General features: G+C 57.1%; 13 protein-coding genes and 1 tRNA gene. 4 read left to right on the top strand and 10 right to left on the bottom strand.

The annotated features are described in order from the left end of the window. Window positions 1-92: 92 nt before the first annotated feature. The 4 genes from AC2FHX_RS20020 (at window position 93) to AC2FHX_RS20035 (ending at window position 3,194) form a co-directional block, all read left to right on the top strand. Window positions 93-746, top strand: a complete 654-nt coding sequence (locus tag AC2FHX_RS20020; protein WP_142639464.1) for a 50S ribosomal protein L25/general stress protein Ctc — start codon at window positions 93-95, stop codon at window positions 744-746. 137 nt (window positions 747-883) lie between these two features. After that, a complete protein-coding gene (pth, locus tag AC2FHX_RS20025) occupies window positions 884-1,564 on the top strand; it encodes an aminoacyl-tRNA hydrolase (protein ID WP_496703580.1) in 681 nt (226 codons plus the stop codon). Between the two features lie 82 nt (window positions 1,565-1,646). Further along, window positions 1,647-2,810 (top strand): serine hydrolase domain-containing protein, encoded by a 1,164-nt coding sequence (locus tag AC2FHX_RS20030; RefSeq protein ID WP_496703561.1) that lies wholly within the window; start codon window positions 1,647-1,649, stop codon window positions 2,808-2,810. Window positions 2,811-2,819: 9 nt separating this feature from the next. Continuing rightward, the gene (locus AC2FHX_RS20035; RefSeq protein ID WP_496703559.1) at window positions 2,820-3,194 is read left to right on the top strand and encodes a DUF2237 family protein; all 375 of its coding nucleotides are present in this window, start codon (window positions 2,820-2,822) and stop codon (window positions 3,192-3,194) included. A gap of 42 nt (window positions 3,195-3,236) precedes the next feature. Here AC2FHX_RS20035 and AC2FHX_RS20040 read toward each other — a convergent pair whose 3' ends face one another. From AC2FHX_RS20040 to AC2FHX_RS20085, 10 genes are all read right to left on the bottom strand, one after another. Then, window positions 3,237-4,382 carry a slipin family protein gene (locus AC2FHX_RS20040; protein ID WP_496703557.1) on the bottom strand — a complete coding sequence of 382 codons (1,146 nt, stop codon included), beginning with the start codon at window positions 4,380-4,382 and terminating at the stop codon, window positions 3,237-3,239. Window positions 4,383-4,783: 401 nt separating this feature from the next. Continuing rightward, a tRNA-Asn gene (locus tag AC2FHX_RS20045) sits at window positions 4,784-4,858 on the bottom strand. Between the two features lie 366 nt (window positions 4,859-5,224). After that, window positions 5,225-6,472 (bottom strand): tryptophan synthase subunit beta, encoded by a 1,248-nt coding sequence (gene trpB / locus AC2FHX_RS20050; RefSeq protein ID WP_496703555.1) that lies wholly within the window; start codon window positions 6,470-6,472, stop codon window positions 5,225-5,227. Window positions 6,473-6,564: 92 nt separating this feature from the next. Beyond that, entirely contained in the window at window positions 6,565-7,215 is a 651-nt protein-coding gene (locus tag AC2FHX_RS20055) for a phosphoribosylanthranilate isomerase (RefSeq protein WP_496703554.1), read from the bottom strand. Between the two features lie 8 nt (window positions 7,216-7,223). Beyond that, window positions 7,224-7,574 (bottom strand): lipopolysaccharide assembly protein LapA domain-containing protein, encoded by a 351-nt coding sequence (locus AC2FHX_RS20060; RefSeq protein WP_271951622.1) that lies wholly within the window; start codon window positions 7,572-7,574, stop codon window positions 7,224-7,226. A gap of 6 nt (window positions 7,575-7,580) precedes the next feature. After that, window positions 7,581-7,865 (bottom strand): integration host factor subunit beta, encoded by a 285-nt coding sequence (gene ihfB / locus AC2FHX_RS20065; protein ID WP_037310872.1) that lies wholly within the window; start codon window positions 7,863-7,865, stop codon window positions 7,581-7,583. Between the two features lie 270 nt (window positions 7,866-8,135). Further along, window positions 8,136-9,812 (bottom strand): 30S ribosomal protein S1, encoded by a 1,677-nt coding sequence (rpsA, locus tag AC2FHX_RS20070; protein ID WP_142639449.1) that lies wholly within the window; start codon window positions 9,810-9,812, stop codon window positions 8,136-8,138. 300 nt (window positions 9,813-10,112) lie between these two features. Then, window positions 10,113-11,798 (bottom strand): tryptophan halogenase family protein, encoded by a 1,686-nt coding sequence (locus tag AC2FHX_RS20075; RefSeq protein ID WP_142639447.1) that lies wholly within the window; start codon window positions 11,796-11,798, stop codon window positions 10,113-10,115. Between the two features lie 254 nt (window positions 11,799-12,052). Further along, a complete protein-coding gene (locus tag AC2FHX_RS20080; RefSeq protein WP_271951586.1) occupies window positions 12,053-12,568 on the bottom strand; it encodes a hypothetical protein in 516 nt (171 codons plus the stop codon). 101 nt (window positions 12,569-12,669) lie between these two features. Next, the gene (locus AC2FHX_RS20085) at window positions 12,670-13,287 is read right to left on the bottom strand and encodes a (d)CMP kinase (protein WP_281973467.1); all 618 of its coding nucleotides are present in this window, start codon (window positions 13,285-13,287) and stop codon (window positions 12,670-12,672) included. Window positions 13,288-13,290: the final 3 nt, after the last annotated feature.

Consider the following 13,290-nt stretch of genomic DNA (forward strand, 5'->3'; position numbering starts at 1 on the left):
CCCTTTCCAAACTCAATGAATCAAGCTAAGGACGCGGCTTCACGCGGGTATACAGCCTTGGAGGATACCCGCCCTAACATTGGAGAAATATCATGGCTGGAGAGATTCCTGATCTCGTAGCTCTGGAACGGACGGGGACAGGCAAGGGCGCCGCTCGTCAGGCACGCCGCGACGGCATGGTTCCGGGCATTGTTTTTGGTGGCGACAAAGAGCCGCTGCCGATCCAGATCCCGTTCAACGAACTGTTCAAGCGCCTGAAAGCGGGCCGGTTCAAGTCGACATTGTGGAACCTGAAGGTTGAAGGCCAGGAAGACGTTCGCGTCATCTGCCGCGACGTTCAGCGTGACGTTGTCAAAGACCTGCCGACCCACCTGGACCTGATGCGCCTGCGTCGGACCACCAAGATCGCACTGTTTATTCCGGTTGATTTCATCAACGAGGAAGAGGCCCCCGGCATCAAGAAAGGCGGCGTTCTGACCGTTGTCCGTCCTGAGGTCGAGCTGATGTGTACCGCTGGTGAGATTCCTGAGAAGATCACCGTTGATCTGACCGGTCTGAACATCAACGACGTTGTCACCATCTCGTCGGTCGATCTGCCTGCTGGCACCAAGCCGACCATCGACCGTGACTTTGTGATCGCCAACATCTCGGCCCCAACCGGCCTGGCCACAAGCGATGACGAAGAGGGCGAAGAGGGTGATGTTGCACCCGATGAAGTCGAAGTCGTCGGAAGCGAAGAAGAATAAGGCCCGACCCAAAGTTTCGGTTTTTGTGACGGGGCCCCATTGGGGTCCCGTTTTCTTTTGCCCGTTGGGCTGGAAAATCGGCCCCAATCCGTGCCATCAACCAGTTGCGATATCGCGCTTGAGACAAGGACATGACGATGAAGCTGTTTGTCGGCCTGGGAAATCCCGGATCAAAATATGCTCGAAACCGGCACAATATTGGCTTTATGGCCGTTGACCGGATCGCCGAGGATTGCGGCTTTGGTCCTTGGAAATCCAAATTTCAGGCCGAAATCGCCGAAGGGCGGCTTGGTCAAGAAAAGGTTTTGCTTATCAAGCCTCAGACCTTCATGAACCGGTCCGGTCAATCGGTGGGCGAGGCCATGCGATTTTACAAGTTGGATTCGACCGACGTCACTGTCCTACATGATGAATTGGATCTGGCGCCGGGTAAGGTCCGCGTCAAGGCAGGCGGAGGCCATGCCGGTCATAACGGGCTTCGGTCGATCCACGAACATATCAGCCCAGCCTATGATCGGGTGCGCCTTGGGATCGGTCATCCCGGGCGGAAAGAATTGGTTTCGCCATATGTCTTGGGCGATTTCGCAAAGGCTGACAGCGACTGGTTGGAAGATGTCCTGCGCGGCGTTGCAGATGGCGCAGGGCACCTGGCTAATGGCGATGGCGGTAAGTTCATGAACGCTGTTGCCCAGCGAACGGCACCGCCGCGTTCGTCCAAGTCACCGTCCGAGCACCCAAAACCAACGGCCCAGACCATTACCGAACCCGCCGAGGACAGCAGGTCAGCCATGCAGAAGCTGATGGACAAGTTCAAATAGCGCCCTTTGCCGTTGCCCCTACGTCCGGATTGCGGAATGTTCCCGGGCAGGCTCCAATACCGGCAATCATGGGAGGCGACAAATGAGAGCTTTGTTTAAATGGGTGCTGCGTATCGCGCTGATGCTTGTGCTGGCAGCCGCCGTTGTCGGGTTCTGGAAACGCGAGGAAATTCAACGCTTGATGGCGGTGAACTCATTGTTTTCCCCCGAAAAGATCGTTCACAATTTCTCGCATATGGATGCAGCTTTCAAAACCGTCAACTTGCCGCGCGGGGATGGGGCCACATGGGAATTGCCTTACGGGCCCGGGTTTGACCTGCCAGCAGGCACGGATCAATGGATCGAAGACCGGTCGGTCACATCCTTGCTTGTGATGCAGGGCGGGCAGATCCGGTTTGAGGAATACTATCTGGGCACCACACCAGACGATCGACGCATTTCGTGGTCGGTTGCCAAAAGCTATCTTTCTGCATTGTTCGGCATATTGCTGGACGAAGGCGCAATCGCCTCATTGGACGATCCTGTCGTGCAATACGTACCCAAACTGCAAGGCACGGCCTATGATGGTACGACGATCCGCAACGTGTTGAACATGGCCAGCGGTGTGACCTTCAACGAGGATTATCTGGATTACAATTCTGACATCAACCGGATGGGTCGAGTGGTCGCCTTAGGCCGAGAACTGGACGATTTTGCCGCCTCGCTGCAGGACAGTTTCGCAACACCTGGAGAAACCTGGAAATACGTGTCAATCGACACCCATGTTATCGGTATGGTGGTCCGAGGAGCAACCGGTCGCAGCGTAGCCGAACTGCTTACAGAGCGCATTGTGCAGCCGCTTGGGTTGGAGCGGGATGGCTATTACGTGACCGACGGGGCCGGAGTTGCCTTTGTTCTGGGGGGCTTGAATTTCACCACCCGCGACTATGCGCGTTTCGGTCAGATGATCCTGCAAAACGGGGTTCATGATGGGCAGCAACTGGTACCGGCCGAATGGATCGCCGCTTCGGTCCTGCCCAGTGCCCCGACCGCATCGGGCAAGATCGGCTATGGATATCAGTGGTGGATTCCCGTGGGCGCGCATGAGGGCGAGTTCATGGCCCGCGGCGTCTATGGTCAGTATATCTATTTCGACCAGCCGCGCGGGGTGCTGATCGTGTCCACCGGAGCCGATCGCAAGTTTCGAGACCCTGGCGTGAATGAGATCAACATAGAAATGTTCCGCAAGATTGCGCAAAGCCTGTAAGATGCTCTTATGCAGAAACAGGAAAGCATAAATGTTCTGGGGGGCGTGCTCGCCCCTTGCTCCCGCGATCCGCTGACCGGGTTCTTTCGCGATGGCGCCTGCAATACCTGCCCCGAGGATCAGGGCAGCCACACGGTTTGCGCGGTAATGACAGTCGAGTTTCTGGCCTATTCGAAATATGTCGGCAATGACCTCAGCACGCCGCGCCCCGAGTTTAATTTTCCCGGGCTGCGTGCCGGTGACAGCTGGTGTCTATGTGCGGGTCGCTTCCTGCAAGCCCATGACGAAGGATGCGCGCCCAAGGTTCATCTTGAGGCGACACATCAACAAGCGCTGGACATCGTGCCTCTGCGCATTCTCAACCAACACGCGGTTCAGGACTAGGCAGACCGGCCCGGGATCACCCGGACCAGTCCTTATTCGGGATCAATCCCGCAATTTCACAAGGTCAGACATCAGACCCTCGGTTCCGTTATGAACCGTCAGCCGCTCGACCTTGCCGGCGATGGTTTCCAGCGCTTCCAGCTCTTTCAGTCGCAGCATCACCGGGTTTTCCGCCATCACTTTCGCGGTGTTCAGCAAAGACCGCGTGGCGTTGGTTTCTTCCCTCCGCCGGATGACGTTGGCCTCGGCCTGTTTCTCGGCAGCGACCACGGCGGTCAGGATTTCGCGCATCTCGCCGGGCAGGATGACGTCTTTCAACGCGATCTCACCCACTTCGATGCCGATCCCGGCCATTTGTGTCCGCACCCGATCCGCAGCCTCGGTGTCAACGCCCACCTTCTCGGCAATTAGCCGGTCAAGCGTCATCGACCCAAGGGTCTTCCGGAACGCCAGTTGCAGGGCCCGGTGCAGGGCCTGATCAAAATCCTTCACCGCCCCCATCGCCTTGACCGGATCGACGACCCGGTAATCGGCGCTGAGGTTGACCCGGATGGTCACCCGGTCCTTGGTCAGTATCTCTTGACCCGTTACCTCATGGGTTCGTTGCCGCAGGTCGATCTGCTTGACCTCGACGTTCCGGCCCACCTTCCAGAAGGCATGAGCGCCGGGGTTCAGCCGATCCACCAGCACGCCATCCACCGTCAGCAAACCGACATGCCCTTCGGCAATCTCGACCCGCGTCAGGTGCATCTGCAGCCCCACCCGAACCAGCCGCTGCGCGACTGCTTTGTGCACAACCATGGACTCGGTCAGCGCGTGTTGCTCAACGGCCCAGGGGCCGGCATCCTTCCAAACTAGCGCCCGTACTTCGGGAATCAGCACTCGAGCGGGCACGCCATCCCGAAGCAGAACCAGAACCTCGTTGGGCCCTGCCCGAAACTCGGTCAGGTGCGCCTCGGCCAGTTCGGGCCGGTTCTGCATCAGCGCCCGCTCATAGGGCGACACGAAAAAGAGAGCCTCCAGATCGTGCAGCTCGGTCAGCACATCCCTGCGTGGCAGCCGGTGTTTCCCGGGGCCGAGGATGGTGTCAATTACCCCCTTGCGCAAAACCAGCACCCGCTGGGTCTCGGTCAGGGTCAGCCGTTGATGACCAGTCAGCCGGTCGATCAGATCTTGGAATAGTGTCATTTCATTTCTCCTTTTCGTCTCGCTCTATCGTCGTCGCAAAAGCGAACTCCTTTTCATGTTTTCAGTGGGTTGCACCCCGATTGGGTGACAGGTGTGAAGCCTTCGGATAAAGGCTGTGAAAGACCGGGCATCCCCCGCGCCGTGCCCTTTTGCGAGAGGGTCAGAGAGAGGGGCGCGGGACCAATGCGCCGCCTGTTCCCAAGGGATCAAGCGGGGCGTCAATCCGGCGACACCGTCATCTGCCCTCCGGCCCAAGACCAGAGCAGCGAAGACCCCTGCCCCGCCCGGCCAAAGCCTGACGTAGCGCGGTGCCACCCCTGCTGGGGAACACCCGGACCTTAATGATTTGGACCGTTTTCACGGACCGGCGTTGAAGGCCGGTGCTGACCTAACAGCGTTTGTTCAAATGGCGGGACTCGAACCCGCTACACATCGATTAACAGTCGATTGCTCTAACCAGAATGAGCTACATTTGGAGCTTTGGAAGGAGTCGAACCTTCGCTCACAGATTTGCCATCTGCCGCTCTTCCACCTGAGCTACAAAGCATGTACCAATCCCCGGTTTCGGCCCTGGCATACGGTTTCGGCAGCGCCGTCCGCACCGAGAGAGTGATCACCTCTGCTCGCTAGGGTCCGGCCCGTTTTGACCGGTAACGGCGGGTTTAGGCGAAGAGGCAGGATTCGCTCAATGATATTCTGAGAGGTGGAAATGCACCTGTGGCGGGTGCGCAACAAAATTACCCAGCTGCGCAACATTCGAAAAGCCGCAGGCTGGAAACCAAAGCTGCACACCGTTCAAAGGCACACAGCTTTTGTCAGAAATTTCAAATTTTACCGCCTGGTCAATCGGCGCTGCGACCTTCGGTATCCGACATGTCGAAGTTCAGATATTTCGCCACGGTCTGAACATCCTTGTCACCACGTCCACACATATTCATGCAGATCAGGTGATCCTTGGGCAGATCCGGCGCGATCTTCATCACATGAGCCAGCGCATGGCTAGGTTCAAGCGCCGGGATGATGCCTTCGGTTGCACAGCAAAGCTGGAACGCCTCAAGCGCCTCTTTGTCGGTGATCGACACATATTGCGCGCGGCCGATATCATTCAGCCATGAATGTTCAGGGCCAATGCCCGGGTAATCCAGACCAGCCGAGATCGAGTATCCTTCGAGGATTTGCCCGTCATCATCCTGCAGCAGATAGGTGCGGTTGCCATGCAGAACACCGGGGCGGCCGCCGGTCAGCGAGGCGCAATGTTCCATCTTGTCGTTCACGCCCTTACCACCGGCTTCGACACCGATGATGTTGACGGATTTATTATCCAGGAACGGATAGAACAGACCCATTGCGTTCGATCCACCACCGATGGCGGCGATGAGCGTGTCGGGTAAACGGCCCTCGGCCTTGTGCATCTGTTCCTTTGCTTCCTTGCCGATGATCGACTGAAAGTCGCGCACCATCGCCGGATACGGGTGCGGGCCAGCAACTGTACCGATGCAATAAAACGTATCGCGCACGTTGGTCACCCAGTCACGTAACGCATCGTTCATCGCGTCTTTCAATGTGCCACGACCTGACGTCACAGGGATCACTTCGGCCCCCAGCAGGCGCATGCGGAACACGTTCGGGGCCTGTCGCTGCACATCATGCGCGCCCATATAGACCACGCATTTCAAACCGAACTTGGCGCAAACGGTGGCTGTGGCCACGCCATGCTGTCCGGCGCCGGTCTCGGCAATGATCCGGGTCTTGCCCATGCGCCGCGCCAGAATGATCTGGCCCAATACGTTATTGATCTTGTGCGCGCCGGTGTGGTTCAGCTCATCGCGCTTCAGATAGATTTTGGCGCCACCCAGATGCTCGGTCAGGCGTTCGGCATAATATAATGGCGAGGGGCGTCCCACATAGTTGGCCCACAGATCGTCCATCTCGGCCCAAAATGTGGCATCGTCCTTGGCCTTTTCATATTCCTCTTCCAGCGCCAGGATCAGCGGCATCAGCGTTTCGCTGACAAAACGCCCGCCGAAAATGCCGAAACGGCCCTGCTCGTCTGGGCCGGACATGAAGGAATTGAAAAGATCGTTGGCCATGGGTGTCTCCATCGTCGTACCCGTTGTTCATAGGAGGTAGCGGCGGGATTTGCCATGGCAAAACGCACATGGGAATCCTTAGATGTGATACCTCAGCCGGCCCGAATTGCAGCGTCTACAAACGCACGAACCATCGCGGCATCCTTGATGCCCGGTGCACTTTCCACGCCCGAGGCGACATCGACCTGACGCGCGCCCGTCATACGGATGGCCTCGGCCACATTGCCGGGGTTCAACCCACCGGCCAGCATCCAGGGCTTGCGCCAGTATTTGCGCCCAGCCAGCAAACGCCAGTCAAACGCCAGCCCGTTTCCACCCGGCAGAACCGAGCTCTTTGGCGCCTTGGCATCTATCAGCAACTGATCGGCAACATCGCAATAAGTATCAATGTCGGCCAGGTCTTCGGCATCTGCAACACCAACCACCTTGATAACAGGCAACCCATAGCGCGCCTTGATTTCCTGCACCCGCTCGACAGATTCTGAGCCATGCAGCTGCAACATGTCAAAAGGGGCGACTGCGGTGATACTGTCCAACAACTCATCCGTGGCGTTCACAACCAAGGCGACCTTTGCAACCCCAACGGGGACATGCTCGAACAAAGCTGCTGCCTGTTGAGGCGAAACATATCGAGGCGATTTCGGAAAGAAGTTGAAACCAAGATACCGTGCACCCGCATCAGCTGCTGCGCGCACGTGATCTGGTGCAGTCAGGCCGCAGATTTTAACCGCTACATCCGACATTCCGGGCCTCAGCTGGCCTCATCCAACAGGGCGAGAACTTCGTCCTGTCCTTCGTTCTGCGCTTTCTTGAGCTTCTTGACCTCACGCTCAAGCTTGCGCACTTCACCTTTGCTGGCGGTAGCATCGCGGCGGTGCTTGTGCTCGCGCAGCCATTCCCAAAGAAAGCCAATGACCAGGCCAGCGACGATGCCACCCAGAACCACCACGAACAGCGGCAACGAGGCGCTGAAATTGAAGCCAAGCAAATCGGCTATAGCCGAGGGAATAAGCGTCAGCTCAACCGCTTCGCGGTTGGCCAGAGAGACTGAAATCAAGACGATCCCGAGGACCGCGAGAAAAGCATATCGAAGGTAGCGCATCATGGCCTAGGCTTTACCGTTCAACCGGTCCCTTAGCAACTTGCCAGTTTTGAAAAACGGAACACATTTTTCTTCGACCTGCACAGTTTCGCCGGTGCGCGGGTTACGACCCACACGGGCATCGCGCTGTTTCACTGAAAACGCCCCGAAGCCTCTCAGTTCAACCCGATCCCCTCGCGCCATCGCATCCGTTACTTCTTCGAACACGGTATTCACGATTCGCTCGACGTCACGCTGATAAAGATGCGGGTTCTCGTCGGCGATTTTCTGAATCAGTTCTGAACGGATCATGTGCGTTACCCTCCCAGGCGACCGGTTAACCATGCCTATTATTCTGAACAGTATAGGAAAAAACTGGGTTCGGGGGAACGTAAACTCTGCGGGCAAAGGCTGAAAATTACAGTTAAGTAACGCGAATTTTTGCCAGTTCATGTAATTTGCCCGACAAATGCATGAACCTAAGCCTCAATTAGCCTGAAAATGCGAACATGTTGATTCGCAACAAAAACGGCCCCGCGCTTTCACACGGGGCCGTAAATTCGGCTTGACTGAGGCTCGGACTTAGTCGCCCGACTTCAGCGCTGCACCCAGGATATCGCCCAGTGATGCGCCCGAGTCAGAAGAACCGTACTGTTCCACGGCCTCTTTCTCTTCGGCGATCTCACGTGCCTTGATCGACAGACCCAGACGACGGGTCTTGCTGTCGACATTGGTGACGCGGACGTCGACCTTGTTACCGACCGAGAAACGCTCGGGGCGCTGTTCGGCACGGTCACGGCTCAGGTCGGAACGACGGATGAACGACTTCATACCTTCGTACTCGACCTCGATGCCGCCATCTTCGATCGCGGTGACCTCAACGGTGATGATCGAGCCACGCTTCACGCCGCCCACAGCTTCGGCGAACTTGTCACCGCCCAGGGCTTTGATCGACAGCGAGATACGCTCTTTCTCGACATCCACTTCAGACACAACGGCCTGTACCACGTCGTTCTTGTGGTAGTTCTGGATGGCATCCTCGCCACGCTCGTCCCAGGACAGATCGCTGAGGTGAACCATGCCGTCGATGTCGCCTTCGAGGCCAATGAACAGACCAAATTCGGTGATGTTCTTGACTTCGCCTTCGACTTCGGTGCCCTCGGGGTGTGTTTCTGCAAACACTTCCCACGGGTTGCGCTGAGTCTGCTTCAGGCCCAGAGACACGCGACGCTTGGCGCCATCGATTTCCAGAACCATGACGTCGACTTCCTGGCTGGTCGAAACAATCTTGCCGGGGTGGACGTTTTTCTTGGTCCAGGACATCTCGGACACGTGCACCAGACCTTCGACACCAGCTTCCAGCTCGACGAACGCGCCGTAGTCGGTGATGTTGGTGACGCGACCCTGATGAACCGAGCTCAGCGGATACTTGGCTGCAACCAGATCCCACGGATCTTCCTGCAGCTGCTTCATGCCCAGGCTGATCCGGTGGGTCTCTTTGTTGATCTTGATGACCTGAACGTTGATGGTCTCGCCGATCGTCAGGATCTCGGACGGGTGGTTCACACGGCGCCATGCCATGTCGGTGACGTGCAGCAGGCCGTCAACGCCGCCCAGGTCAACAAACGCACCGTATTCGGTGATGTTCTTGACCACGCCTTCTACGGTCTGACCTTCGGTCAGGTTGCCGATAACCTCGGCGCGCTGTTCGGCACGCGATTCTTCCAGGATTGCGCGGCGCGAAACAACGATGTTGCCACGGCGACGGTCCATTTTCAGAATCTGGAACGGCTGCTTCAGACCCATCAGAGGGCCAGCGTCGCGTACGGGGCGCACGTCAACCTGCGAGCCGGGCAGGAACGCAACTGCACCACCCAGATCGACGGTGAAGCCACCTTTGACACGACCAAAGATTGCACCTTCGACGCGCTGGTCGTCGGCATATGCTTTTTCCAGACGGTCCCATGCCTCTTCACGGCGGGCCATCTCACGTGAGATGACAGCTTCGCCACGGGCGTTTTCTGCGGCGCGCAGGTAAACTTCAACCTCGTCACCAACAGTGATTTCAGGGGCTTCGCCAGGATTTGCGAATTCTTTCAGATCAACGCGGCCTTCCATTTTGTAGCCGACGTCGATGATGGCTTGGCCGGCTTCGATCGCCAGAACCTTACCTTTGACAACAGAACCCTCTTCGGGCGTGTCCATTTCGAAGCTTTCATTAAGGAGGGCTTCGAATTCCTCCATGGTTGTATCAGCCATCTGGCAGTGTTTTCCTTTACATAACGTTTTTGCTGGCCGAGCGGTTGTCTCCGCCGGTCTTAGTGGATTGGTCAGACGACCTGACATATACCGCAAAACAAAGAGGGCCGGTTGGTCCGACCCTGCTCGTCTCATTGTTTTATGGCTCAAATCGCCTTGTCGACGCGCGCTCTATAACGGGTTCGCACAGGCGCTGCAAGTTTTACCGTGCATATCACAAAATAACACGCAAACCCCAGCCTTGCATGGCTGAGGTCGGGTCGATTTGTATTCTTCTTCAGCTCCGAAAGGATAGAGCGACTAAAACAGTTGCAGATCTTTTGAGCCGCTTTGGATTTCGGCAAAATTCGGCATGTTCTGGACCGCCAAAGGTACCGGGGCCGCGCCCGGCATCGCGACTGTTGGCTTCGCTGCTGCGGCCTTTCCAAAGGCAGGGCGCTCTAGCTCGCCCCGGATATCGCGCAGCAGGGTTTTGTGATCAGGCATTGATCTGAGTATCTGCGCAAGATCCACTTTCGCGCCTTTCCACCACTGGAACCAGATCGGTTTCTTCAACGGCCGCAAGCGATCGCGGATGCCGGCACCATAGCCCGTATCATAGACCTGCTTACCCAAAAGAACCGTTTGATAGACGCGGAAATCGAAAAGCGTTGCAAACTCGATATCTCGTTCCAAAGGCAGGCGGTGCTGCCACAGCTCAAGGTTCTCGGCCAGCCGATCCGGTATCTTCATTTCGGTCCGCGCGTCGATCCAATATTGATCATCCGTGCGGTTGCCCAAGCGGTAGTGCAGACAAATGAAATCCAGAACCTCGTCATAGAGCTTATCCATTTGCTTGTTATATCTCGCCCGCAGCGACGGTTCGATGTCCCGCGTAGGCAGATGCTCGGCGAACCAGCGCACCGCATGATCAATCATGTGGATCGCTGTACTTTCCAGCGGTTCGATGAACCCTCCGGCCAGTCCGATCGCCACGCAATTCTTGACCCAGGCATTGCGCACGCGTCCGATACGCATCGGGATCACACGCGGCGTCGCACCTTTGCCGCTGTCGCCCAGCCATTCGAGGTATTCATCCGCCGCCTGTTCATCCGTGCGATGCGCAGATGAGTAAACATAGCCCGTGCCCACACGGTTAAAGAGTGGCACCCGCCAGGTCCACCCCGCGCCAAGTGCGGTGGACCGTGTGACGCTTTCAATTTTTTCTGGATCCGGGTGCTCGATCTGCAACGCCATGGCGCGGTCGTTGGGCAGATAGTCAGAATAGTCCATGAAAGGCTCGCCCAGCGCCTTGTTGATAATCAAGCCGCGAAACCCGGTGCAATCCACGACCATCTCAATGTCATGGCGGCCTTTCTTTTCCAGCATCAGATGGCTGACATTGCCCTGCTCATCCAGCTCGACCGATTTCACCTCGTCCTGGATATGCTCAACGCCGCGCTTGGTGCAAACCCTGGTCAACATGCCTGCAAACTTCACAGCATCCAGATGATAGGCATAACCGAACCGCTGCTCAAACTCTGGCTGACCCAGTGGCCGTCCACCTTTGCACAGGCGTGCCAGATCATCATGGGGCGAGATGGACTGCGTGAAATCCCTATCGCCATTGCCAAAGCGCAGGAAGTATTCTGCAGGCTCTAACCCCTCTAACAACTGGCCATGCGCAAAAGGGTTCACGTAATCAATGCGATTGCCTTTGGCGTCCTTGTTCCAATTACAAAACTTCACGCCCAGCTTGAACGAGGCGTTGGTCTCACGAAAGAAATCCCGCTCTGAAATGCCGGCCTGGCGCAGCGTGACCGGCATCCGTGGAACCGTGGCCTCGCCAACGCCCACAGTCGAGATATTGGGGCTTTCGATCAGGCAGATACGCGGGCGATCCTTGGGTGCTGACGTGCGTGAAAACACCATTTCCAGGATCAGCGCGGTCATCCAACCTGCCGTGCCGCCACCCACAATGGTGATCTTGCGCAAACGATTATTCATATTTTCTGTCCCTGTTGGTTTTGGGGTTTTTTAGCCGCCTGCCCTTTTTGATTTTGGGGCTTGTAAAGCAGCTTTCCCTTTTTGCCTGAGAGAAACTATAACAGCTTTCCTGCATCCAGCTAGGCACTATGACGGCCGAACCTACATACATGTCGGGTCATCAGACCCGGCAACACAGGCCGCTCGCCACTGCGCGACTTTCTTTAGGATGGTGGATGCTGCGAGAAAGGAAATGCGCAAGTACCGGCCCTGCGTCAGATATCCTCGCCTTTTTTCAGAAGCTCTTCGATCAGAGCGCGCTGAAGATCATTGCTATCGCCGCCGCCAAATTCCGCAACTCCGCTGGAATACAAGGTGCCGTAGGTGTTGGCGATGTTCACCGTCTGGGCCAGCCCCGAGATCAACTGATCCCTTTCCAGCCGCGATAAGGGGTGGATGAACGCAGCCCACAAGGTGCCATTGGCAATCGCATATCGCGCATCCAGGGTACTGTCGAAATTCGCCTGCATCATCCGTTGCATGTCCTGAGCACTCAGATCTTCGACACTTTGGATCGACACCATGGCCCGCATCCGGTCCGCATTGACGTCAGTAATCACCAGAACGGGAACCTCCGCGATGGTAAGCTGAAAGCCCGGCCCAAGAGGCTCTGTCTCGGGGTCAAGCGCAAACAATATCTTGCCCAAACGCTCGTAGGTCATTGGCGGTTCTGCCTCTTGCGCTGAAAGCGCACTGGCGAGAAAGGTAAAAATCAAAATCAGGCGGAACATCGATTACCTCCGGCAGATGTCGATACAAAGGTAATCGACGCCTCGGGCACTGGCCAAACAAAGCTTAGTGAACAAAGTTGTGTTTGCTCTGGCAAACGGCCCTAGGGCAGAACTGGTTCGATGACCTCAATCGCGCGGGCGAGAGCTGCGTCAATGCTCAGGTCCGAGGTATCCAGTATGACCGCATCCTCAGCTGGCTTCATAGGTGCCGTGCTGCGTTCGGCATCCCGAGCGTCCCGCTCTCGCACATCGGCCAACACCTGTGCGCGTGTAACCTGATGGCCCTTGGCGTCCAGTTCCAGAAACCGTCTCTCAGCGCGCACTTCGGCGCTGGCGGTGACAAACAGTTTCACCTCGGCCCGCGGGCAAATAACGGTTCCGATATCGCGACCGTCCAACACCGCACCGCCCGCGCGGCGCGCAAAGGCGCGCTGAAAATCGACCAATGCAGCCCGCACCTCGGGGATAACTGCAACTTTTGAGGCCGCTTGCGCGATTTCAGCCGTGCGCAGATCACCCTGATCCAGGTCCTCGGCTGTCAGCGTTTGCGCGGCACTAACCGGGTCGGCACCTTCCAGCGTTCTGCGGCCAACCGCACGGTAAAGCAGGCCGGTATCGAGATGCGCAAACCCGAAATGGGCGGCAACGGCATTGGAAATTGTGCCCTTCCCCGCTGCTGCCGGGCCATCGATTGCTATGGTGAAACTGGCAACTGCCATCGC

Source organism: Ruegeria sp. CDSC042, assembly GCF_059610745.1.